Here is a 24052-nt window from a genome sequence, read left to right on the forward strand (position 1 = left end):
ACATGGTCACAAGGACCTCAGAGGGTCAAGGGGGTCGCCTTGACCAAAAGGGGAGAAACACGGCCTGATACCTTAGACGATAACAAGGCCGATTGAGCATTTGACAGGGCCGATGTGCATGCCACATCCGGCAACAGGGCAAGGAGCGCCAAAGACAATGGGGCGGGGAATTTTCACTGGGTTGATTTGGGGCGGTGTCGTTGGATTTGGGATCCTGACGGTCGCAAATGAAGTCGTCGCACCTGTGACGTTGGAGGTGACCCCTGTGGTATCGACCCCAATGGCTCCGGCACCTGCGCCCGCGGCGACGCAAGTGATCCCCGAGGGCACAACAGAGACCACCCCTGGCTTGAGCGCCGCACCTGAGGGCGAGGATGCCCCCGATATTGCCCCGGATGTGGCCGCCGCCGATCCAAACCGGTCCGGCACCCAGCCCGATGTGAGTGCGCCCGAAGGCCAAGAACTGCCGCCTGAAACCGAAACAGCCGCCGCTGCTGCCCCCGACATCAGCGCGCCCACCGGGCCGCAATCCGCGCCCGATGAGACGATGGAAATGACGGCACAAGCGCCCGCAATCGAACCGGTTTTGACCCCGCCACAAGGGCTGGCCCCCGAAGCCGAAGCCCCAGACTCGCTGCCCATGGCCGAAGAAAACGCACCGCTTTTGACGCCTGAGGGCTCGGATATGGCCCCCGAAATGGCCGGAATGCCAGACAGCACCTCGATCGACACCGCGCTGATCGAAGCCGCACCCGAAGAGCAAGTGTTAACCGGCCCAGCCCCCAAGGCGATGCCCGGCACGGTCGAAACCGGGATGCCGCATGCGACCGATCCCCTCATGGAGCCACAAGGTGCGATCCAGCCGGGCGAAAAAGTCGGCTCTTTCACCGACCGTGAAGATGCCCGCAAATCCTCGCGCTTGCCCTCTATTTCGGCGCCGTCCAGCCCGGATGACGCGGCACCCATGGTGTTGGCCGACGATCTTCCTGCCCTTGTGGCCTATTCCGCCGATTATGCCGGGACGCCCGCGGGTCCGATGATGAGCATCGTTTTGGTGGATATTGCCGAGCTTGGCCCCAATGATCCGATCCTGTCCAAACTGCCGTTCCCGGTCACCTTTGCCGTCGATGCGGTGGCGGCGCGGGCCGGGGGCCGGGCCAAAACCTATCGCGACAAAGGGCTTGAGGTTATGGCGATGATCTCCTTGCCCGAAGGCGCATCGCCGCAAGACGCGGCCGTAACCCTGCAACAGGCCGCCGATCTTGTGCCCGTGTCTATTGGCTTTTTGGATGTGCCCTCGGGCACCTTCCAAAGCTCGCGCACCATCGCCGCCCAAGTGGTGGCCACGGCCCAAGACAGCGGGCGAGGGATATTGACCTTCCCGCGTGGGCTCAATGCCTTGGAGCAAGAAGCCCAGCGGGCCGATGCGCCTGCCGCACTGGTGTTTCGCGATTTCGATGGTCGCGGCCAAGACATTGCCGCGATCAAACGATTCCTAGATCAGGCCGCCTTTCGCGCCAATATCGACGAGAAAATCGTCCTCTTGGGCCGCTCGAAACCGGAGACACTTCAGGCATTGGCCGAATGGTCCCTTGGCAACCGCGCGGCGGCGGTCTCGATTGTGCCTCTGTCCTATTTGCTGACGCATTAGGCCGCGTCTTCGTCTTTGCGTGCCAACACGGCTTTGGCCGCCGCAAAGCCGTTGAGGGCGGCGGGGAAACCGGCGTAGACCGACATTTGCATCAGGATTTCGGCGATCTCTGCGCGTGTCAGGCCCACATTCAGCCCAGCCTCAATATGGACCTCCAATTGTGGTTGCGCTGTGCCCATGGCGCACAGGGCGGCGATGGTGGCGATTTCGCGGTCGCGCAAGCCAAGGCCCGGGCGGCTGTAGATATCGCCAAAGGGAAATTCCAACAGGTAGGTGGCAAAATCCGGCGCGATTCCGGCCAGCGAAGCGATGACGTTTTCGCCCGCCTCACCGTCAATCACGGCCAAGGCGGCCTTGCCGCGCTCCAATCGGGTCTGTGGTGTTGCCTCTGGTGTGATCGGTGTCATTTGGGTCTGCGTCATTTTGGTCCATCCTTTCAGTCTCGCCATAACCGGCGATTTTGGTGTCGAGGACGGTGAGGGCGCTGTGAAGCTCGGCCAGATGCGCACGCACCCGGTCGCGATGTTCACTCAAAAGCACCGCGCGCGCCGGGCCCGTGCTGTCGCCTTGGGCGCGCAGCTTGGCATAGCGCAACATGTCACGGATTGGCATTCCGGTGGTTTTCAACCGCGACAGAAACCCGATCCAGACCACGCTGTCTTCGCCATAATCGCGCCGACCGGAGCCGTCGCGATGGGCATAGGGCAAAAGCCCGATCCGTTCGTAATAGCGAATGGTGTGAGCCGTGATTCCGGTGCGTTTCGCCAAATCTCCGATCTTCATGTCACCCTCTTCTCTTCGACGCCCTCGACCCTAGGGCTTTGAGCGCACTCTAAGTCAATGGGGGATTTGCACGTCACGCGTGCTTGACAGGCTGCGACATTTTGTCGTGAACTCGCGGCGAGGAGATCGGCGCAGAGCCGACAGGGAGAATTTATGGAACAGATTCAGGCGGTGGCTGCGGCCCCGGTGCCCGATGTGGCGCGTTTGAAAATATCGGATTTACGCGCGGCGCTGCGCGGCGGCTGGCGCGATTTTCGCCGTGCGCCCGCCTTTGGAATTTTCTTTTCCGCGGTCTATGTGCTGATCGGGCTTGGGTTTATCCTCTTTGGCGCGGGCACGGTGGCGTGGACCTTTGCCTTTTCACTGGCCTTCCCGTTGTTTGCACCTTTCGCCGCTGTCGGCCTCTATGAGGTCTCGCGTCGAATGGAGGCAGGGGCGGCGCTCGATTGGTATCAAATCCTGGGCGTGGTCAAGGCGGAAAAAGACCGGCAAATCCCGTGGATGGGGGCGATCATCGTCATCTATGTGCTGTTCTGGTCGTTCTTTGCTCATATGCTTTTTGCCCTCTTCATGGGCCTCTCTGCGATGACCAATATCAGCTCCTCTTATGAGGTGTTTTTGACTCCGAACGGTTTGACCATGATTGCGGTTGAGCTGGGCGTGGGCAGCCTGTTCGCCTTTCTGTTGTTCTCGCTGACGGTCACGTCCCTGCCGCATCTGTTGGACAAAGAGGTCGATTTCGTCACCGCCATGTTGTTGTCGTTTCGCGTGGTCAAAGACAATTTCTGGGTGATGTTGATCTGGGCCGGGGTGATCGCGGTGCTGTCCGTTTTGGCGCTGATCCCGTTGTTTTTGGGCCTGTTCATCGTTTTGCCGGTGATGGGCCATGCAACATGGCATCTCTACCGCCGGGCTTTGATTTAAGGCGATGGCGCATCCAGCCGGCGCAGAAAGAGATTTATAAATGGCAGATGATCAACAGCACAGGAACAGTACAAAATCTTGGGAGAGTGTTGATGGAAAGCTACCAAGCGACTTGAAAGAACTGCTGCGTGCAAAGATCTATTCAAGCTCGCAAATAGTCTATCCTGATCCGATGGTTGCACCATGGCTGCAATTTCCAGAATACGCACGCTCAAGCATGGGCTGGAGGATGGGCGGAGGCGAAGATTACATGTTTGCCTTTCGAACTTGGTTTAAAGCCTTGGACCGTGCAGCTCAGAGAAATTACCAACATGAAAACGAGGAACCAAAAGGTTGGAATGGCTTCTATGACAGTTTCAAATTGTGAGTTTGCAGCTGTCCTCAGGCTCATTCGAGACCTTCGTTGTTCCGCCCCGTGCGGACGTGATCCCTCGCTGCGAATTGAAGGATAAAGGGCGGTCTACGGCCCGCCTTTACGCTTTGCGCCGGGAGCTGAGCATCAGCAACACACCAGCGCCGACAATCACAGCACCGCCTGCCAGTTCCATCGCATCGGGGCGCTCGCCAAAGACCAAAGCGCCCAGAATCATCGCGAACAACAGCCGCACATAGCGAAACGGTGTGACCACTGACAATTCGCCCATGCGCATCGCCATGGTGATGCCGGTGTAGGCGATGACACCGACGACCACCGCCACCGACAAAAACGCCAGATCGACCAGCGAGGGCATCACCCACGCGCCGCGCCAGAGCAACAGGATCGCGCCCGAGGGGATGAGTGCGGCAAAGCCCGTCACGCCCAATTGCGCATAGGACAGGATTGGCGGGGCGGCGCGGGTGGCCAGATCGCGTCCGGCAAAGCCGATCATGCCCAGCACGGCCAGGATCGACAGCGGGGTAAAGCCCGACAGCCCCGGCCTGAGCACCATCAACACACCGGCAAAGCCCAGTGCGATCAAGGCCCATCGCAGGGGCGAGACCCTTTCGCGAAAGATCAAGACCCCGGCGGCGGCCACGACCAAAGGCGTGGCTTGCAAAATCGCGGAGGTGGTGGACAGGGCGGTGAGGGCCAGGGAAAGGGTGAAAAACACCCGGCCCATCATTTCAAACAGGGCACGAATGGCCATCACGCGGGTGAAGATGATCGGGTGAAAAATCCGCTCGCGGCGCTGACGGGTCAGCACGGCAAACACCGCCAAGCCGCCGAGGCCGAACAGGATCAACACCTCGCCCACCGGCAAATGCGCGGTGACCGATTTCAGCGCCATATCCTCGATCGAGAACCCGGCCATCGCCATCACCATCAACAGCGCGCCGCGCAGATTTCCGGCTTTGAGAAGGGTCAGGTCAGGGGCGAGGGTCATGGTGGCTCCACTATACTATGCGCGCCACCATGACCGGGACGCCTGAGGGCCTCAAGAGCAAAACAGCTTTGCGGTTTTGCGCCAGAGGTGTCTCTGGGGGCCGCTCAGATCACTTGGCCTTTTTCTTTTCGCCCAAAGACACCGGCTTGGCCGCGCCGGAATTGGCTGTGGCCAAAACTTTGGCCTTTTCTTGTTTCGGCTTTTTAATCTCTTTATTGCCGCGCTTGTTGTCGCCTTTTCCCATGATGATCTCCCATGTGATATGACCCTCCGGCGACAGGCCGAAGGGATCTCCCTCAAGAAAATCAGGGTTGCCAGACAGGGGCCTCAAGAGGCGGGGCCAAGTCAGGGCGATGATTTCGGTGAGTCGCAGACGCCGCTTTCCGGGCCATCGTGCTGGCAATAATCTACGCCTGCGCTTGTATCTGCGCAAGTGCCGCCGAACTCACATCGGCTCAAGATGCAAGCATGAAAAAAGGCCTCATGAAAAAAGGCCCCATGAAAAAAGGCGACCCGAAGGCCGCCTTTTAAAATCAAACATGAGACCCGATCAGGCGGGTTTGGTCGGTGCAGCAGCCGGTTCCGGCGCTTTCGCGGGCTGAGGTTTTGCCCCACCGGCTTTTGAACCGATCGACAAAGGATCGTCAGCGCGCTGAACCGAGCCTTCAAAATGCGCACCGCTCTCGATGGCGATGGTTTTGTGGATGATGTCGCCTTCGACCCGTGCGGTCGAGGTCAGGCGGACTTTCAAGCCACGCACACGACCAACAACACGACCGTTGACCACCACATCATCGGCAATCACTTCGCCCTTGATCATTGCGGTTTCGCCGACTGTCAAAAGATGGGCGCGAATGTCACCCTCAACCGTGCCTTCGATTTGAATATCGCCGGAGGTTTTCAGATTGCCCACGACGGTGAGGTCAGAGGACAGCACCGATGCGGGCGGTTTCGCCTTGGGTGCGGATTGGGTGAAGTCAGGGGCCGGAGTTTTCGGCAAGGCGGGCTTTGCAGCCGCCGTTTCGGGTTTCGTGACGTCCTCGCCCTGTTTCGGGCCGGGTTCATTGATCCTGCTTTTAGAAAACATCGTTGGCAGCCTTAATGTAGATCATCGGGTTGACGGCCTTGCCCTGTACACGGACTTCATAGTGGAGGTGCGTGCCAGTGGAGCGGCCAGAATTCCCCATAGCACCGATTTGCTCCCCACGCGAGACTCTTTGACCAACTTTCACAAGAAGTTGGGATTGGTGACCATAACGTGTCTCGATCCCGAACTCATGTTGAATTTTTACCAAACGCCCGTAGCCGGAGGACCAGCCGGAGAATGTCACCACACCATCAGCGGTGGCATAGATCGGCGTGCCGTAAGCGGCGGCAAAATCCGTGCCCTCATGCATCCGCCCCCAACGTGGGCCAAAGCCCGAGGTGTAGCGAAAGCTGTCTTTGAGCGGTAGGGCGAAGGGGGCTTTTTGCGCGGCGATCCGGTAGATGTTGAGCTTGTCCATCTTGTCGATCAACGCATTGGCGCGCATCGAATCCGGGTCGATCAAGCCACCTTTGGTCGAGAATGTGATCGGGGTGAGCGGGCCACCCTGACCGGAATAGCCGCGTTTGACGGTGGCGAGCATCGAGTCGACCGGCATTCCAGCAGCTTTGAACATTTTATCAAGCGGGGCGACAGAAACGGTCATCGCATCTTCGAGCTGGGTGAAAATGCGGTCGTTCTTTTCTTCCATCAGCTTGAGATCGGTTTCCAACACGTCGGCCATTTTCATCGCCTGTGAGGCGGTCAGGGCCATCTCGTCGCGTTCCGCAGCCGTATCGGCCAGCGCCACGGACAACACATCGACCGTGCTTTCCATGTCTTCGGGCGTCATGCCCTTGGCCGCATTCGCGTCGCCATTGAGTTTGGCGAGAACCTGCTCTTCGCCCTGTTGTGCTTCGTCGCGCGCTTTCAACGCATCGCGCAGATTGGCCTGAACCACATCCACGCCGGTTTCCAATTCGCGCACGCGCTCCTCGGATGCCAAAAGTTGCGATTGCATCGACGAGATTTGTTTGAGCGCGGTGTTGAACCGTTCTTGGGCGGCGGCGGCTTCGTTGGCGCGCATGTCGCGCTCATGGGCCAGTTCCGCCACGCGGTTTTCAAACAACACAAGATCACGTCCCGCCTGTTCGCGCAGATTGCCCGACCCGATGCTGTCCATCAAAATGATCGCCGAAGCGATGATCATCCAGACGGCGATCAGCGTGGTTCCAGTCGCGGCCACCAATTGTGTCAGGGGAGAAAGCCGCAGATAGCGGGTCTCAGAGTCAGACCGCAGAAACACCCGGCGTTCGGGGAGTCTGCGCTCAAGCATGTGATTGAGCTTGTGTATCATTGTTAGGCTAAAACCGTCCTCATTCCCATCTTTATCCGCTGTAGATCCTGGTAACTTTGGAATTTGCACGTCTTTTGCGTGGCTTTTCCCAAATCGGCACTGACATAAATAAGCGGTTGCACCCTGTTAGCGAACGAAGGCCAAGCGGGCAACGCTTTTGCCCCGCTGTCGGCTGTTCAGGCGAGCTATGGGCGGGAAATGACTGTTTGTGGGCGGTTTTTTGCCTATGGGAGCGCCACCATACGCGGTGAATTCGGTCCCCCGCGACCGCCTGCCGCAGGGGGGCGTTACCGCCAAGCGGCAGGAGGCTCATCGGACAGGGGCCAGTAGAAATCCGGCGGCATCCCGGCCTCGGCGCGTTTTTCGTCGTTGAACGGCCCTTTGGTGCCAGACGGGAAAAAACGACGCACAAGGGCGTGGAATTCCGCAGTCGGGTCCAGCCCCTCGCGGCCACAGAGGAAATTAAACCATTTGGCGCCATAGGCGACATGGAACACTTCCTCGGCATAAATCACAGTCATCGCCTCCACCGTCTCGCGGTCCTTGGCGTTTTGAAAAATCTTGATCATGCCCGGTGTCACATCCAAGCCGCGCGCCTCCAACACCATCGGCACCACGGCCAAACGGCCCATGATGTCATCTACCGTATCCTCGGCGGCGCGCCACATCCCGGCATGGGCAGGCAGGGCACCGTAAAAGGAGCCGAGCGCTTCAAGCCGATCACATATCAGATTGAAATGTTTAGACTCTTCATCCGCTGCCTTGACCCAATCGTCATAAAATCCAATCGGAAATGGCACATGGGTGAACCGCGCCACGATGTCCCAGTGCAAATCCACCGCGTTCAATTCGATATGGGCAATCGCATGCAAAATCGCGATCCGGCCTTCGGGGCTGCCGGGTTTGCGCCGCGGCACATCGCGCGGGTCGCGTTGTTCGGGCTTGTCCGGGCGCGCGGGTTGCAAGGGCGGATGGGCGGTGCCGATCTCAATCGGTGTGCCGCCAGCACGCGACTGTCGCCACATCTCGGCAAAGCGGTGGCTGAGCGCGGTTTTCTCGCGCCCATCCTTCGTGCGGAGCACCGCCTCGGCCATCTGGGCCAGCGTCAGCGGCCCTGTGTGCAATGCCTCGCTCATGCGGTGGCGACCGCAAGAACCTCTCCCGCATGTCCCGTGACTTTCACCTTGGGCCAGACATGGGAAATTTTCCCTTCTTCATCAATGAGAAAGGTGGCCCGAATGATGCCAAAATAGGTTTTGCCATACATCTGTTTCTCCGCCCAGACGCCATAGTCTTCGCAGACCGTGCCGTTCTCGTCGGACAAAAGCGGGATGCCAAGGCTGTGTTTGGCGCAGAAATTGTCGTGCTTTTTGACGCTGTCTTTGGAGATGCCAAAGACCTGAACGCCCGCCGATGCAAAATCCTCTTTGAGGGCGGTGAAATCCAATGCCTCGGTGGTGCAGCCCGGTGTGTTGTCTTTCGGGTAGAAATACAGCACCACTTTTTGCCCGCGCAGATCGGACAGGGTCACATCTGTGCCACCGTCGCGGGGCAGGGTGAAATCCGGGGCCATGGTTCCTTGGTCAAGCATGTCGATCTCCTTATAATGCCATCTGAACACTTTTACGCGTTGCACAGGCTTTCGGTTTCGTTTTAGGCCGCTTTGCGACAAGATGAAACCAACACGAGCCTCAGAGCAGGTAAAATGAGCGAGCGTCCAACCCCGGATCAAACCCCGGATCAAACGTCTGGCGCCGACCCGGAGCACAGCCCGGAGATGTCCGACGCGCAGATCACACAGACGTCCACAGAGGCCCCCTCTGCGGACGCAGCCGGTGTGGAGACCTCCGATTCCGAGAGTGCGACAGAGACCGAGGCGGAGGAAACCCCCGCCGAGACCCGCAAGCGCTTGCATCCGGCACATCGCTTTGGTCTGTGGTCGCTCGCGCTCATGGCCCTTATGGCGCTGTTCATCGGGGTCGCGGTTCTGGCCTTTACCGGGCGGACCATCGTCTTGCCCGACATGATCACCTCGCGCATCGAAACGCAGATTAATGGCGACCTCGATGGCGCGAAAATTTCCATCGGTCAGATCGTGGTCTTGGTCGATAAAACCTTTGTGCCGCGTGTCACCGCCCGCAATGTTGGCTTGATTGATGGCTCAGGTGCGGAAATCGCCCGACTCAATGAATTGCGCGCGGTGCTTTCCAAGGACGCGCTCAAACAAATGCGGTTGCGACCTGACACGCTACGCCTCTCCGGCGCGCAGGTCACGGTGCGACGGCGTGCGGATGGCACGTTTGCCTTGGATTTCGGCGGTGCGCAGGGCACGGTAGGCTCTGCGGCCGAAGTATTGGAAGCGATTGACCGCGCTTTTTCCACCGAGCCCTTGTCGAAAATCTCTCGGGTTGAGGCGCGCGAGATCACCGTTTCGCTCGAAGATGCCCGATCAGGGCGGTTGTGGCAGGCGACCGACGCCGCCGTGATTCTGCTTAATTCGGATGAAAATTTTGACATCACGCTGAATTTCGAACTGTTCAACGGCACCGAAGACCTCTCCGATGTCGAGGTTAGTTTTGCCTCGCAAAAAGGCTCTTTGGCGACGGTCATGTCGCTGAACGTGGACACTGCGCCGACCCGCGATTTCGCGCTTCAAAGCCCGGCTTTGTCGTTTCTATCCGTGGTCGACGCGCCGGTCTCCGTCGCCATGCGCGCCGAATTTGATGCCAAGGGGCGGCTGGCGCAGTACTCCGGCAAACTTGCGATTGGCGCCGGACAGATCGTTGCCGGAGAAGGGGCTAAACCTTTGGCCTTTGAGGGCGCGAGCGGGTATTTTGATTATGATCCGGGCAAAGAACGCATTGAATTTCCTCAGTTTAGCCTCAAAACAGAGGCGCTCGACGTCAGCGGGCGCGGCCATATTTTGCTGCGTGATTTCGACGGGGTTTGGCCGCAGGTTTTCACCAGCCAATGGCAGCTATCCGAGCTGAAACTTGCCCCCGATGGCGTGTTTTCCGAACCTTTGGTGTTCGATCAAGGCATGGCCGATCTACAGTTGCGGCTCGCGCCGTTTCGCCTTGAGATTGGTCAACTTGATCTCAAACAGGGGGATCTATGGCTGCGCGGATCGGGACGTGCTGCGGCCACGCCGGAGGGCTGGCAAGCCGGGCTTGATCTGAATGTCGATGCGGTGAGCAACGCTGAACTTATGGCGCTCTGGCCGCCGAAAGCCATCGCTAAAACCCGTGAGTGGATGGCCGAAAATATCCGCTCCGCCACCTACCGCGACCTGAATGCGGCGCTGCGGTTTGTGCCGGGACAAACCGCGCCGACACTGGCGCTCGACTGGAGTTTTGACGATCTCGATCTGCGCTATATCCCGGCGCAACCGCCGCTTTTGGGCGGGCATGGCTACGGGTCGATTTTTGGCAATGCTCTGACAGTTGTCTTGGATGGCGGCGCGGTCACGCCTCCGCTGGGCGGGGCGGTTGACATGGCGGGCACGGTGGTGCGCATCCCCAATATCACCGAAAAACCGGCGCGTTTGGACATCGCCTTGGCCAGCCAATCGACGATTGAGGCCGGGCTGTCCTTGGTGGCGGAAAAGCCGTTTTCGGTGCTCAAAGAGGCCGCCTTTGGCCCGGATGTGGCCAAAGGCCAGGCCAGCCTGCGCGGCCTCATTTCCTTTCCGCTCAAAAAGATCGTCACCTTTGAGGATGTGAATTTCCTGCTCAATGGCACGCTGAGCAATGTCTCCTCGGATCAACTGATGAGCGGGCAGGTGCTTTCCGCCGATCAACTGGCGCTGACCGTCGATCCGTCCGGTCTGAGCCTCGCGGGATCGGCGCGGATCGGGACGGCGCAGGCCGCCGGGCAGTGGCGCAAAGACTTCGGCCCCGATCATCGGGGCGCCTCGGATATGACCGGACGGATCACCCTCAATCAGGCGCTGTTGGACACGTTTAAGATCGCTTTGCCGGACGGCACCGTGTCGGGGGCCGCCTCGGGCAGCCTGTCCGTGGCGCTGCGCAAAGGCCAGCCGCCAAAGTTCGATATTACCTCTGATCTGTCTGGCATGCGGCTGAGTTTCGCGCCGCTCAAATGGGGCAAACCCGCCGGAACGCGCGGCTCTTTTGCGATTTCGGGCACGGCAGGCGATCGACCAAATATCACCCATCTGGCGCTTTCGGCCGCCGGGCTTGAGGCCACAGGCGGGCGGGTGACGTTGACGCCCGAAGGGACGCTGGATCGGCTGGATGTGGATCGGTTCAAACTGGGCGGATGGCTTGATGTGCCGGCCTCCTTGGTCGGGCAGGGCGCAGGGCAGCCGGTCAAGGTCGAAATTCGCGGTGGGCGGCTTGATCTGCCACGCGCCACTTTTGGCGGCACCTCGGGGACGGGGGGGGGCGCTGCGATCCCGATGGAGGTGAGACTTGATCGCTTTGAGATCACCAAGGGCCAAGAGTTGAATGCCTTTTCGGCACGTCTGTCTTTGGGAGATGGGGTGACGGGGTCCTTCCGCGGCGATCTGAACGGCACGGGCACCTTGACGGGCACGGTGCGCCCCGGTCCCTATGGTCCAACGATCACCGCGACCTCGAAAGATGCCGGGTCCATCGTAACGGCGGCGGGGGTTTTGGACCGCGCTTCTGGTGGCGAATTGAGCTTTGGCCTGACCGCTTTGCCCGAAGAGGGCAGCTATGATGGCCGAGTGGTGGTCGATGACATCCGGGTGCAATCCGCCCCGGCACTGGCCGAGCTTTTGTCCGCGATTTCTGTCGTTGGGCTGATTGATCAGATGACCGGGGCGGGCGGCATTCAGTTTTCGCAAGTTCAAGGCGATTTCACCCTGCGTCCGGGTAAGTTGATCATCCGCGATGGCACCGCCGAAGGCCCCTCCCTTGGCATTACTCTCGAAGGGCTTTATGACACATCCGCAGGACAGGTGGACCTGCAAGGGGTCGTCTCGCCCGTCTATTTTATCAATGCGCTGGGGCAGGTTGTGGCACGCAAAGGCGAGGGTCTTTTTGGCTTTACCTATACGCTGACGGGGGACGCCAAATCGCCCGCCGTTGGGGTCAATCCGCTCTCCATCCTGACCCCTGGGGCGTTGCGCGACATCTTCCGCAAAAAGCCCGCTGGGGGCGAGTAACCCAATCCGCCTGATGTGAGGCCCTATGAAACTGTCCGATTTCGATTTCGATCTGCCTGAGGCGTTGATCGCCACACGGCCCGCCAAACCGCGCTCTTCGGCCCGGCTTTTGGTGGCCACGCCCGACACCATCACCGATGGTCATGTCACCGATCTTTTGGACTGGTTGCAGCCCGGTGATCGGTTGGTGTTGAACGACACCAAAGTGCTGCCCGCGCGCCTCACGGGCAAACGTGGCCGCGATACGGCGCAGGGGTATCAAGAGGCCAAGATCGAAGTCACCCTGTTGGAACCGCAGGCCGAGGCGGGGCATGGCGGGATGGTCTGGCGGGCGCTGATCAAGCCGCTCAAAAAGATCAAAGAGGGCGAGGAGGTGCGGTTTTCCGATGATCTTTCGGCCACTTTGATTGCCAAAGAAGACGGCGAGGCGATGGTCGCCTTCAACCTTTCGGGCGCGGATTTCGACAAGGCTCTGGCCGAAGCCGGCTCCATGCCCTTGCCGCCTTATATCGAGGCCAAGCGCAAAGCCGACGCCCAAGACAAAGAAGACTACCAAACCGTTTGGGCCCGCAATATGGGCGCTGTGGCTGCGCCCACCGCTTCGTTGCATTTCGATGAGCCGCTGCTCAAGGCGCTGGCGGAAAAGGGCGTGGAGTTCACCTATGTGACGCTGCATGTCGGGGCGGGGACGTTTTTGCCAGTCAAGGTCGACAATGTCGATGATCACAAAATGCATTCGGAATGGGGTGAGGTCTCAGAGGGCGCGGCCATCGAGATCAACACCACCAAGCAACGCGGCGGGCGGGTGATCCCGGTCGGCACCACGGCGTTGCGGTTGATCGAATCTGCCGCGCCTGCGCCCGGTGTGATCGCGCCGTTTTTGGGCGAGACCGATATTTTCATCAAACCCGGCTATCCGTTTCGCGTCACCGATGCGTTGATGACCAATTTCCACCTGCCCAAAAGCACGCTTTTGATGTTGGTGGCGGCGCTGATGGGGCGCGAGCGGATGCGCGCGGTCTATGAACATGCCGTCGCTGAGGGCTATCGGTTCTTTTCCTATGGCGATGCCTCGCTTTTGTTGCCGCAAAAGGACCGAGGGTGTGAGGTCTGATTTCTGTGGCTCAGGACCGCGCCGCAAACCGCGGGTTTCCCTCCTCTTCGAATCCAAATAGGGTCCGGGAATGAAACAAGTCCTCGCCTCCTCTTCGCCGCTCCTGTTGGGCATTCTTTTACTGATGATCGGCAACGGTTTGCAGGGCTCCCTTTTGGGGGTCCGTGGCGGGCTGGAGGGCTTTTCGACCTTGGAAATTTCCATCGTCATGTCGGGCTATTTCTTGGGCTTTTTGGGCGGATCACGCGCCGCGCCTTTGCTCATTCGCCGGGTCGGCCATGTGCGGGTGTTTGCGGCCCTCGGCTCCTTTATCTCTGCTGCGCTGATTCTGTTTCCGGTGGTTGCGGACCCTTGGGTCTGGACCGCTCTGCGTGTGATGTTGGGGTTCTGCTTTTCCGGCGTCTATGTGACCTCGGAAAGCTGGCTCAACAACGCCGCCTCCAACGAGGTGCGCGGCAAGGCCCTATCGGCCTATATGTTGGTGCAGATGGTCGGCATTGTCGTTGCACAATGGATCCTGTCCCAAGGCGACCCGTCCGGGTTCATTTTGTTCATCGTGCCCTCTGTCTTGGTGTCGATTTCTTTCGCGCCGATCCTGTTGTCGGTGACGCCCACCCCGGCCTTTGAAACCTCCAAGCCGATGACCTTCAAAAAGCTGTTTGAAGTCTCGCCTTTGGGCTGTGTTGGCATGTTCTTGATGGGCGGCGTCTTTGCCTCGCAAATGGCGATGGGCGCGGTCTATGCCACTCAGGCGGGCTTTTCCTTGGGCCAAATCTCCACCTTTATCGCCGCGATTTACATCGGCGCCGTGGCATTTCAGATGCCGATTGGCTGGATTTCGGATCACATTGACCGGCGCAAAGCGATCTTTGGCGTTGCGGGCATGGGCACGGCCGCTTGTATCGTCGGCATCCTGATCCCCGGCAACTATATGCTTGGGCTGGGCATTGCCTTTGTGGCAGGCGGGGCGGCGAACCCGCTCTATTCGCTGTTGATCGCCCACACCAATGATTACCTCGACCCCGAGGATATGGCCGCCTCCTCTGGTGGGCTGTTGTTCATCAACGGGGTGGGGGCCGTTGGCGGGCCGCTGATCGCCGGTTGGTTGATGGGCTATATTGGCCCGCGTGGCTATTGGTTGATGCAAGCGGTGCTGATGGGCGGCGTGGCCGCCTATGCGCTGTGGCGGATGACCCGGCGCGCAGCCGTGCCGGTGGATGAGACCACGTCTTATGTTGCTGTGATGCCCTCTGCCTCGCCTGTGGTTGGGGAGATGGCGCAAGAGGTGGCCATTGAACGGGCCGAAGAAGAGGCGCATGATGTGGCGCGTGATCCCGCCGATGGTGGGGCGCATCCATAACCGCAAGAGACCGGGCGCTTACAGGGGTGTAAGGCGGCTGGCGGTGGCTTGAAGTGCTATTTTCAGCAATATTGATAAAAGTTTACCTTGCGACATTATAATTAACTTGCGTGCTGATCTTGTGGCTTGTAACGGTTTTATAACGATTACGCCGTCGAGAGGAGCGACTGATGGCCCAGATTCAGACCCAAACCACCCAAAAAACGCCAGAGGAGATCCTCGCCTTTTGGCTTGATGAGTTGACCCCGGCGGATTGGTATAAGGTGGATGAGGCTCTTGATGCGCGCATTCGCGATCAGTTCCTTTCTACTTGGGAAAAAGCGCAAGAAGGCGCCTATTCGCTTTGGTTGACCCATGCGTCCGGGGCGCTGGCCTATATCATTCTCAATGATCAAATGTCGCGCAATATGTTCCGCGGGCAGGGGCGTGCCTTTGCCTCGGACCGGATCGCCCTCACCGCCGCCAAGGCCGCGATTGATAAGGGCTGGGACATGCGCATTGATACGCCCGCACGGCAATTTTTCTACCTGCCGTTGATGCATTCCGAAAATCTCACCGATCAGGACCGCTGTGTGCGCCTGATGTTTAAACGCCTCTCGGAACAGCCCGACAATCTGCGACATGCGCAGGCGCATCGCGAAGTGATCCGCATGTTTGGCCGCTTTCCTTACCGCAACGCGGCTTTGGAGCGGCGCACAACAGACTCCGAGGCGCAATTTATCACCTCCGGTGGCTACGGCGCGGTTCTTAAAGACATGTCATCGGCGCACGCGGCCTGATTTGGTCGCGCAGTCCAAAATGTTCAAACCCTCCTTTTATCTATGCGTTACCCGCTCAAGCTATGCGCTGAGCGGGACGCAGCCTTTCGGCCTGAAGGTTGCGCGCCCCGTTGCCACGATTTTCAAGATAGTTTAGTATCAAACTAAATTGTTTTGTCGCAGTTGTAGATCGTGGATCAACAACACAGCGACGGCAGGATTGAAGTGGCGTGGGCCTTTTTCCTTGTCCCAAACGGGAAAGGTGCAAAAGGCTTTAAATTTGGTTTCGGGAGGACCCTCCATGTCTGACACACTTTCTGGCACATCTTTTGACCTTGTGGTCATCGGCGCAGGCCCTGGTGGCTATGTCGCCGCGATCCGTGCGGCGCAGTTGGGCCTTAAGGTCGCCTGTGTCGAGCGCGAAAACCTGGGTGGGATTTGCCTGAACTGGGGCTGCATCCCGACCAAAGCTTTGCTGCGCTCCGCCGAAGTGTATCATCAAATGCACCGGGCCAAGGAATTCGGCCTCTCCGTCGATAACATCGGTTTTGACCTCGATGCCATCGTCAAACGCTCGCGCGGTGTCGCCAAACAGATGAACGCCGGGATCAAAGGCCTGTTCAAAAAGAACAAGGTCACGTCGATCATGGGCGAGGCCAAATTGGCCGGAAAAGGCAAAGTCTCCGTTAAAACCAATGATGGCAAAGACGAGATTCTGACCGCCAAAAACATCATCGTTGCCACTGGCGCGCGGGCGCGGCAATTGCCGGGGCTTGAGGGCGATGGCGACCGGGTTTGGACCTATCGCGATGCGTTGGTGCCCAAACACATGCCGAAAAAGCTCCTGGTCATTGGCTCGGGCGCGATCGGCATCGAATTCGCCTCCTTCTACAACACGCTTGGCGCTGACACGACTGTGGTCGAAGTTATGGATCGGGTGTTGCCTGTTGAGGACAAGGACATCTCTGCCTTTGCCAAAAAGCAATTCGTCAAACAGGGCATGACCATCCATGAAAAATCCGGCGTCAAACAGTTGGATCGGAGCAAGGATAAAGTCGTCGCCCATATCGAAATCAACGGCAAAATCGAAAAGCACGAGTTCGATACAGTGATTTCCGCGGTCGGCATCGTCGGCAATGTCGAAGGTCTCGGACTTGAGGAAATGGGCGTGAAAATCGACCGCACTCATGTCGTCACCGACGCCTATTGCCGCACTGGTGTCGAGGGCGTGTATGCCATTGGCGACATCGCGGGCGCGCCTTGGTTGGCGCACAAAGCCTCGCACGAGGGCGTTATGGTGGCCGAACTCATCGCGGGCGGTCATCCTCATGCGATCAAACCGAACTCGATTGCGGGCTGCACCTATTGTCACCCACAAGTGGCCTCCGTCGGTCTGACCGAAGCCAAGGCGAAAGAGGCCGGATATGAGATCAAGGTCGGCAAATTTCCCTTCATCGGCAATGGCAAAGCCGTTGCGATGGGCGAGGCGGAGGGGCTGGTGAAAACCGTGTTTGATGCCAAGACCGGCGAACTTTTGGGTGCGCATATGGTCGGCGCGGAAGTGACCGAAATGATCCAAGGCTATGTCATCGGTCGCGAACTTGAAACCACCGAAGAGGATCTGATGAACACCGTTTTCCCGCACCCGACCATGTCGGAAATGATGCATGAATCGGTGTTGGATGCCTATGGTCGCGCGCTGCATATTTAAACTGTCGCCACTCTAATAGACAAAAGCGCCTCGGAGACGGGGCGCTTTTTATTTGCAAAACCATGTCGTTTCATAAATACATGTGGGCAAAGCCCGCAAGATAGCGCGCCCCTTGTGCGCAAATAGATGTGATGTAATGTGTCAATATGACTGACTGGGATTCTCTGCGTTATATTCTCGCCGTTGCGCGTGAAGGTGGCCTTTCGGGCGCCGCCAGAGTGCTGGGCGTGAACCATGCCACTGTGTCGCGGCAATTGGCCAAGGCCGAAGACACCGCCGGTGTGCGGTTCTTCACCCGGCTGGCGTCTGGCCTACAACCGACCGAAGCGGGGCAGGTGGCGATTGCCCATGCCGAAGAGGTAGAGGCGCGCATGGTCGCGCTTGATATGGCGCTCGCCGCCCGTGACGAGACCGAAGAAGGCGAATTGAAAGTCACCATTCCGCCGCTTTTGGCCGACAATCATTTCGCAGAGGACCTCAAAACATTCAAAGAGTTACACCCGGCGATTGATTTGCAAATCGTTGGCGCGACGGAGGTGTTGAACCTGCACCGTCGCGAGGCCGATGTGGCGATCCGGGTGACCCAATCGCCCGAAGAAAGCCTTTGGGGGCGGATGATGACCTCGCAGCGCGCCGGATGGTTTGCGTCCCCGAGTTTTATTGAGCAGTTTCAAGACGTGATCGAGGGGCGCGACACCGAAACGCATCTGCCCTATATCGCGTTTTTGGCTTGGGCCCAGACCAACCCAACCGCGCTTTTTGCCGATTTGCCGACCTGTCGTGTGGCGATGCGCACCGATGATATGATCACGGCCATGGCTTTGGCGCGTCAGGGCGTTGGCATGGTCCGCACCGCGCATTTCTTGGGCGACAGTGACCCGCATTTGGTGCGGGTGCCGGGGTTGAAACTGGCCGATCATACGCCGCTTTGGGTGTTGACCCACCCGGACCTGCGCCATGTCCCGCGGGTGACCGAATTCATGCGCTTCATCGCCGGGCGGTTCACCGCGCGCCGGGGCTATTACATGGGCCCGGATGCCAGCTCTGCCGATACTGTCATTCGGCCCGATGGGGTGAAATTTGAAGGCACGGTGTCGGAGGCGGCAGAGTAGCCGGTTCAATTTTGGCATGATAAAAGGCGGCCCATTGGCCGCCTTTTATGTGTTTTAAACGGGGTGAAAGCGCCCCTTAGACGTTCACAACCTCGCCGCCACCGGCGACCCAATTGTGTAGCCCTCCAAGGTTTTGCACATCTTCATGGCCAAGCCGTTTCAACAGGGAGGCGGCATTTGAGGAGCGCGCCCCCGAAGCACAGTACAGCACCTTGGTGAGCTTCGTGTCCTTGAATGCGGGCAGGCAGTCGGGCGAGCGCGGGTCACATTTCGCCGCAATCACCGTCAGCGGCACATGGATCGCGCCCTTGGCGGTGCCGGTCATGTGCAACTCCTGCTTGTCGCGCACGTCGACCAAGATCATTGTGCCCTGCGCCAGCCCGGCTTTGACCTCGTCCACAGATATTTTTGGCCCACCGCCAAACAATCCAAACATCTCATTCCACCTTTGCAATCTGTTGCATGTCTTTGCGCTGCTTTTAGGCCTGAGGGCAAGCGTGTGTCTGTGATGAAATCACCGACGCCTGATCCGCAGGTGCCATTGGTGAAAAAAACAGCATGCGCGGCACAAGTTCTTGTTACGTTCTTATTTTCCTATTGGAACATAGGCCACGCTCGCCTAGATATGGGGAGCGGCTGCGCCGGGGCAAAGAACCCGGTCAGATCGGGTGTGGACAGAGGGCAAGTGGGCTATGGTCGAACTCAAAACTATCGAAGTGCGCGGCGCGCGCGAGCACAATCTCAAAAACGTCGATGTGGATATTCCACGCGACGAATTGGTGGTGATCACCGGCCTGTCGGGGTCGGGCAAATCCTCACTGGCCTTTGACACGATCTATGCCGAGGGCCAGCGCCGCTATGTCGAAAGCCTGTCCGCCTATGCCCGCCAGTTCTTGGACATGATGGGCAAGCCGGATGTGGATCACATCTCGGGTCTGTCGCCTGCGATCTCGATTGAGCAAAAGACCACCTCGAAAAACCCGCGCTCCACCGTGGGTACGGTGACAGAGATTTACGACTACCTGCGCCTGCTCTTTGCCCGCGCCGGGACACCCTATAGCCCCGCGACCGGCGAGCCGATTGAGGCGCAACAGATCCAAGACATGGTGGACATCATCATGCGGATGGAGGAGGGCACGCGTGGCTTTCTTTTGGCGCCGATCGTACGCGACCGCAAAGGCGAATATCGCAAAGAATTCTTGGAGTTACGCAAACAAGGCTTTCAACGGGTTAAGGTTGATGGCGCGTTTTACGAACTCGATGAACCACCCACTTTGGACAAGAAATTCCGCCATGACATTGACGTGGTGGTGGACCGGTTGGTGGTGCGTGAGGGATTGGAAACCCGTCTGGCCGACAGCCTGCGCACCGCCCTTGATCTGGCCGATGGCATCGCCATTTTGGAAACCGCGCCGAAAGAGGGCGAGGGCGATCCAGAGCGCCTGACCTTTTCGGAAAAATTCGCCTGTCCGGTGTCGGGTTTTACCATTTCGGAAATCGAACCCCGGTTGTTTTCATTTAACGCGCCGTTCGGGGCCTGTCCGCAATGTGACGGGCTTGGGGTCGAGCTGTTTTTCGACGAACGTTTGGTGGTGCCCGATGCGGCATTGAAAATCGCCGACGGGGCCATCGCGCCCTGGCGCAAAGGTAAAACACCCTATTTCCTCCAGACCATCGAAGCGCTGGCCAAACATTACGGGTTCAAAGCCTCGACCCCATGGAAATCCATCCCCGAGGACGTCCAAAAGGTCTTTCTCTACGGTTCCGGCAACGTGGAAATCCCGTTCCGCTATGATGACGGCGGCCGCGTCTACGAGGTCACCCGCAGCTTTGAGGGCGTGATCCCGAACATGGAGCGCCGCTACCGCGAAACCGATAGCAATTGGGTGCGCGAGGAATTTGAGCGCTATCAAAACAACCGGCCTTGTGGGCTGTGCGGCGGCTATCGCCTGAACGAAGCGGCGCGGGCGGTGAAAATTGGCTCCGTCACAGGTGGGGAAACCGAACTGCTTCATGTCGGCCAAGTGGTCGAAAAGTCGATCAAACAGGCCTATGACTGGACGCTCGGCGTGATGGATGCGCTCTCGCCACAAAAACAAGAAATCGCCCGCGCCATCGTCAAAGAGATTCGCGAACGGTTGGGGTTTCTCAACAACGTCGGGCTTGAATATCTGACCATGTCGCGCAATGCGGGGACGCTGTCGGGCGGTGAAAGTCAACGGATCCGACTGGCCTCGCAAATTGGCTCGGGGCTTCAGGGCGTGCTTTATGTGCTTGATGAGCCCTCCATCGGTCTGCACCAACGCGACAATGATCGCCTCATCGGCACGTTGAAAAACCTGCGCGATCAGGGCAATACCGTAATCGTGGTTGAGCATGACGAGGACATGATCCGCGAGGCCGATTACGTCTTTGACATGGGGCCGGGGGCGGGGGTGCATGGCGGTCAAATCGTCTCCAAAGGCACGCCGCAACAGATCGAAGCGGACGCCGCCTCGCTCACCGGGCAATATCTTTCGGGGACGCGCGAAGTGTCGGTGCCAAGCAAACGGCGCAAGGGCAATGGCAAGAAACTGACTGTGGTGAAAGCCACGGGCAACAACCTCAAAGAGGTGACCGCGGATTTCCCATTGGGCAAATTTGTTTGCGTTTCGGGCGTGTCTGGCGGCGGGAAATCGACCCTGACGATTGAGACGTTGTATAAAAACGCCGCGAGCAAATTGAACGGTGCACGCGAAACGCCCGCCCCTTGTGAGACGATCAAAGGTTTTGAACACCTCGACAAGGTCATCGACATTGACCAACGCCCGATCGGGCGCACCCCGCGTTCCAACCCCGCGACCTACACTGGGGCCTTCACCCCGATCCGTGATTGGTTCGCCGGTCTGCCGGAAGCGAAAGCGCGCGGCTACAAGCCCGGGCGGTTTAGTTTCAACGTCAAAGGTGGACGCTGCGAGGCCTGTCAGGGCGACGGGGTGATCAAGATTGAAATGCATTTCCTGCCCGATGTGTATGTCGAATGCGAGACCTGCCGGGGCAAGCGCTACAATCGTGAAACCTTGGAAATTCAGTTTAAAGGCAAAAGCATAGCCGACGTTCTTGATATGACGGTTGAGGATGCGCAGGCGTTCTTTAAGGCGGTTCCGGTGATCCGTGAAAAGATGGACGCGCTGGTGCGCGTGGGGCTTGGCTATATCAAAGTTGGGCAACAGGCGACGACGCTGTCGGGGGCGAAGCCCAACGGGTGAAGCTGTCGAAAGAGCTGTCGAAACGCGCCACGGGCCGCACGCTTTACATCTTGGACGAACCCACCACGGGGCTGCATTTCGAGGATGTGAAAAAGCTGCTCGAAGTGTTGCATGAACTGGTCGATCAGGGCAATTCGATGATCGTGATCGAACACAATCTCGATGTGATCAAGACCGCCGATTACATCATCGACATTGGCCCCGAGGGGGGCGATGGCGGTGGGAAAATTGTCGCCTCCGGCACGCCCGAAGAGGTGGCAGAGGTCGAGGCAAGCCACACCGGGCGCTACCTCAAACCGATGCTTGAAAAGATCAAAGCGCGCAAAGCGGCGGAGTAAGAGGATGCGTCAAACGGTGCTTCAAATCCCCAAACTCGCGGTGCTGGCGGTCTGTCTGCATGAAGGAAAATTCCTTTTGGTGCAGCGCCGCAATCCGCCTGATGCCGGGCTTTGGGGCTTTCCCGGCGGGCATGTTGAGCTTGGCGAGAGCCTGGCCGAAGCCGCCGCGCGTGAACTCCATGAGGAGACCGGCGTGACGGCCACGGCGGGCGAGGTGATCGGGCATGTTGAGTTGATTGATCGCGATGGCTCAGAGGTGAGGCATCATTTTCTATTGGTCGCCGTGGCCTGCGCCTATCAGTCGGGGGTGCCGCTGGCCGATGATGACGCGATGGCGGCCGCTTGGGTCAGCGACGCGGAGATGGCGGATCTGGCCCTCTCGGATCACGTCATGGAATTGGCACAACAGGCGTTGAAACAGACCTGAGAGGGGAGCAGGCCATGGCCAAGCAAAAGAAGACGGTGAAGGTCGGATTGGCTTTGGGCTCGGGCGGGGCGCGGGGGTATTGCCACATCGGCGTGTTGCGCGCCTTGGCTGATTTGGGCATTCATCCCGACATCATCGCGGGCTGTTCCATGGGGGCACTTGTCGGTGCCGCCTATGCGGGCGGTCGGCTTGACGCGCTCGAAGACTGGGCTCGCGCCATGACGCCGCGCTCCTACCTGTCCTTGGTCGATTTGAACCTGTCCGGCGGCGGCTTGGTTGAGGGGCGGGAAATCATGACGCTTTTGCAAAAACTGGGCTTGCCGGACACCATCGAAGGGCTTGACCGCCCCTTTGCCGCCGTCGCCACCGATCTTGAAACCGGGCGTGAAGTTTGGCTCAAGGACGGGCCTCTCAGCCACGCGGTGCGTGCCTCGGTGGCGCTGCCGGGGATCATTTCACCGCATTATCATCAAGACAAATGGCTTTTGGATGGCGGTATGGTCAACCCGGTGCCGGTGTCATTGGCCCGTGCGTTGGGTGCCGATGTGATCATTGCCGTCAATCCAAACGCACGGCTGGACGGCACGCTGTGGCGCGCGCCTCAGGTCGATCAAGCCACCGGCTTGGCCGCGTTGCAAGACCGCCTGCCGGAGGCGCTCAAAGCACTTTGGCCGAGCTCAAACACAGAGGATCGGCGCGCAGCACCCGGGTATATTGAGGTGCTGTCGACGTCGATTGACATCATGACCGACCATATCCGCCGGGCGCGCATGGCGGGGGAGCCACCGCAGGTGATGTTGTCGGCCGACCTTTCGGACATGTCCGTGCTTGATTTCCATCTTGCGAAAAAGGCAATCGAGGATGGCAAAAGGATGGTTCTTGAACATGAGGCCACGTTGACCCGCCTCTTTGAGTGTGGGCCAAAGACACCCTCCTAAGTCCCAAAGCGGGCGTCTGCCCGTTAAATCGCGGCGCGGCGCGCGCTTTTGGCGCAGAGCAGCAACAGGATCACCGCCGCCAAAGCGGCCACGGCCGCCACGCCCCACTGCGTGCCCCAATTGCGCACCACAATCGCGATCAAGGCCCAAGCCGTGCCCAGTGGATATAGCGGCGCATCCGGGCGCATTTTATGGCCGATCAGTGCGACAGAAAACGCCCCTGCCAGACAGATTAAGGCCCAGCCGACCTGACCAAAGATCACGCCGTGACCGGCGGCCAAAATCCCCAGCGAAGCAAAGGACGCGGCGGTCAACCACCCGGCATAAAGCGACACAGGTGCGCGGGCCCACCATGGGTCCAACACCGGCGCGCGGTCCATTGCCACCAAGGCCAGGATCAGCATGGCGAAAATCAAAACCGTCGCCCAAAGTGGCGAGATCATGGCCACCGCCAACCACGGCGTCCCGATCACCAGTGAGGCAATCAACGGCCACCGCATCGGGTCCCAGTCTTCGGCATCCGCGCGTTTGAACACTCCAAACCCGCCGGAGATCACAAGCCACGTGTAAATCACCCCCCAAATCGCGAAGGCGTAGCCTGCGGGGACAATCGGCGCGTTGTCTTGTGGGATCGGAAAGAGCGAGGGATCATAGCCGCCAAATCCGGGGGCCAAAAGTGGGCCCAAAATGGCAAAGGCGAGAGCCCCGACAAAGGCAAAGATGGCTTTCATATGCATGGGGTGTCCTTTCATGGGCCCAAGCATGAAACGGGCCGCGCCCCTGTCAATATA

General features: G+C 59.0%; 21 protein-coding genes and 1 pseudogene. 12 read left to right on the plus strand and 10 right to left on the minus strand.

Features of this window, described 5'->3' with window-relative positions; genetic code table 11:
- Positions 1-157 precede the first annotated feature (157 nt).
- A complete protein-coding gene (locus tag DA792_RS05270; RefSeq protein WP_159075173.1) occupies positions 158-1651 on the plus strand; it encodes a divergent polysaccharide deacetylase family protein in 1494 nt (497 codons plus the stop codon).
- Here DA792_RS05270 and DA792_RS05275 read toward each other — a convergent pair.
- The gene (locus tag DA792_RS05275; RefSeq protein WP_254679359.1) at positions 1648-2073 is read right to left on the minus strand and encodes a carboxymuconolactone decarboxylase family protein; all 426 of its coding nucleotides are present in this window, start codon (positions 2071-2073) and stop codon (positions 1648-1650) included. The genes DA792_RS05270 and DA792_RS05275 overlap by 4 nt on opposite strands.
- Entirely contained in the window at positions 1985-2434 is a 450-nt protein-coding gene (locus tag DA792_RS05280) for a MerR family transcriptional regulator (protein ID WP_107718735.1), read from the minus strand. The genes DA792_RS05275 and DA792_RS05280 overlap by 89 nt, the downstream gene beginning before the upstream one ends.
- A gap of 153 nt (positions 2435-2587) precedes the next feature.
- On the opposite strand from DA792_RS05280, the gene DA792_RS05285 reads away from it, so the two are divergent.
- Together DA792_RS05285 and DA792_RS05290 are read left to right on the plus strand one after the other, a co-directional pair.
- On the plus strand, positions 2588-3358 hold the full coding sequence (locus DA792_RS05285; protein WP_107718737.1) for a DUF2189 domain-containing protein: 771 nt from the start codon (positions 2588-2590) through the stop codon (positions 3356-3358).
- Between the two features lie 40 nt (positions 3359-3398).
- Positions 3399-3725 (plus strand): hypothetical protein, encoded by a 327-nt coding sequence (locus tag DA792_RS05290; RefSeq protein ID WP_107718739.1) that lies wholly within the window; start codon positions 3399-3401, stop codon positions 3723-3725.
- Between the two features lie 106 nt (positions 3726-3831).
- Here DA792_RS05290 and DA792_RS05295 read toward each other — a convergent pair whose 3' ends face one another.
- The 6 genes from DA792_RS05295 to bcp form a co-directional block, all read right to left on the minus strand.
- Positions 3832-4722, minus strand: coding sequence for a DMT family transporter (locus tag DA792_RS05295; RefSeq protein WP_107718741.1), 891 nt, complete (start codon positions 4720-4722; stop codon positions 3832-3834).
- 109 nt (positions 4723-4831) lie between these two features.
- The gene (locus tag DA792_RS23030; RefSeq protein WP_302666610.1) at positions 4832-4966 is read right to left on the minus strand and encodes a hypothetical protein; all 135 of its coding nucleotides are present in this window, start codon (positions 4964-4966) and stop codon (positions 4832-4834) included.
- A 306-nt stretch (positions 4967-5272) separates the two neighbouring features.
- Positions 5273-5809: a bactofilin family protein gene (locus DA792_RS05305; RefSeq protein WP_107718745.1), complete on the minus strand. Its 537-nt coding sequence runs from the start codon at positions 5807-5809 to the stop codon at positions 5273-5275.
- The gene (locus DA792_RS05310) at positions 5799-7103 is read right to left on the minus strand and encodes a M23 family metallopeptidase (RefSeq protein WP_107718747.1); all 1305 of its coding nucleotides are present in this window, start codon (positions 7101-7103) and stop codon (positions 5799-5801) included. The genes DA792_RS05305 and DA792_RS05310 overlap by 11 nt, the downstream gene beginning before the upstream one ends.
- A 287-nt stretch (positions 7104-7390) precedes the next feature.
- The gene (locus DA792_RS05315) at positions 7391-8239 is read right to left on the minus strand and encodes a ferritin-like domain-containing protein (RefSeq protein WP_107718748.1); all 849 of its coding nucleotides are present in this window, start codon (positions 8237-8239) and stop codon (positions 7391-7393) included.
- The gene (gene bcp, locus DA792_RS05320) at positions 8236-8694 is read right to left on the minus strand and encodes a thioredoxin-dependent thiol peroxidase (protein ID WP_107718750.1); all 459 of its coding nucleotides are present in this window, start codon (positions 8692-8694) and stop codon (positions 8236-8238) included. The genes DA792_RS05315 and bcp overlap by 4 nt, the downstream gene beginning before the upstream one ends.
- A 114-nt stretch (positions 8695-8808) precedes the next feature.
- Between bcp and DA792_RS05325 the strand changes: the two genes are divergently transcribed.
- The 6 genes from DA792_RS05325 to DA792_RS05350 all read left to right on the plus strand — a co-directional run bounded on the left by DA792_RS05325 (position 8809) and on the right by DA792_RS05350 (position 18310).
- Positions 8809-12255, plus strand: a complete 3447-nt coding sequence (locus tag DA792_RS05325) for a YhdP family protein (protein WP_107718752.1) — start codon at positions 8809-8811, stop codon at positions 12253-12255.
- Between the two features lie 25 nt (positions 12256-12280).
- Positions 12281-13369 (plus strand): tRNA preQ1(34) S-adenosylmethionine ribosyltransferase-isomerase QueA, encoded by a 1089-nt coding sequence (queA, locus tag DA792_RS05330; RefSeq protein ID WP_107718754.1) that lies wholly within the window; start codon positions 12281-12283, stop codon positions 13367-13369.
- A 70-nt stretch (positions 13370-13439) separates the two neighbouring features.
- Positions 13440-14729 (plus strand): MFS transporter, encoded by a 1290-nt coding sequence (locus tag DA792_RS05335; RefSeq protein WP_107718756.1) that lies wholly within the window; start codon positions 13440-13442, stop codon positions 14727-14729.
- A 170-nt stretch (positions 14730-14899) separates the two neighbouring features.
- The gene (locus DA792_RS05340; RefSeq protein ID WP_107718758.1) at positions 14900-15508 is read left to right on the plus strand and encodes a DUF924 family protein; all 609 of its coding nucleotides are present in this window, start codon (positions 14900-14902) and stop codon (positions 15506-15508) included.
- A 280-nt stretch (positions 15509-15788) separates the two neighbouring features.
- On the plus strand, positions 15789-17198 hold the full coding sequence (lpdA, locus tag DA792_RS05345; RefSeq protein ID WP_107718760.1) for a dihydrolipoyl dehydrogenase: 1410 nt from the start codon (positions 15789-15791) through the stop codon (positions 17196-17198).
- A 146-nt stretch (positions 17199-17344) separates the two neighbouring features.
- Positions 17345-18310 carry a LysR family transcriptional regulator gene (locus tag DA792_RS05350; protein ID WP_107718761.1) on the plus strand — a complete coding sequence of 322 codons (966 nt, stop codon included), beginning with the start codon at positions 17345-17347 and terminating at the stop codon, positions 18308-18310.
- Between the two features lie 76 nt (positions 18311-18386).
- Here DA792_RS05350 and DA792_RS05355 read toward each other — a convergent pair whose 3' ends face one another.
- Complete coding sequence (locus tag DA792_RS05355) at positions 18387-18746, minus strand: rhodanese-like domain-containing protein (RefSeq protein WP_107718763.1); 360 nt, start codon at positions 18744-18746, stop codon at positions 18387-18389.
- 256 nt (positions 18747-19002) lie between these two features.
- Here DA792_RS05355 and uvrA point away from each other — a divergent pair.
- From uvrA to rssA, 3 genes and pseudogenes are all read left to right on the plus strand, one after another.
- Positions 19003-21896, plus strand: a pseudogene (gene uvrA, locus DA792_RS05360) (excinuclease ABC subunit UvrA).
- 4 nt (positions 21897-21900) lie between these two features.
- A complete protein-coding gene (locus DA792_RS05365; RefSeq protein ID WP_107718764.1) occupies positions 21901-22323 on the plus strand; it encodes an NUDIX hydrolase in 423 nt (140 codons plus the stop codon).
- A gap of 14 nt (positions 22324-22337) precedes the next feature.
- Entirely contained in the window at positions 22338-23261 is a 924-nt protein-coding gene (rssA, locus tag DA792_RS05370) for a patatin-like phospholipase RssA (protein WP_107718766.1), read from the plus strand.
- A gap of 23 nt (positions 23262-23284) precedes the next feature.
- Here rssA and DA792_RS05375 read toward each other — a convergent pair whose 3' ends face one another.
- Complete coding sequence (locus tag DA792_RS05375; protein WP_107718769.1) at positions 23285-23998, minus strand: hypothetical protein; 714 nt, start codon at positions 23996-23998, stop codon at positions 23285-23287.
- Positions 23999-24052: the final 54 nt, after the last annotated feature.

The sequence above is a fragment of the Celeribacter baekdonensis genome, assembly GCF_003047105.1.
Lineage (GTDB): Bacteria > Pseudomonadota > Alphaproteobacteria > Rhodobacterales > Rhodobacteraceae > Celeribacter > Celeribacter baekdonensis_B.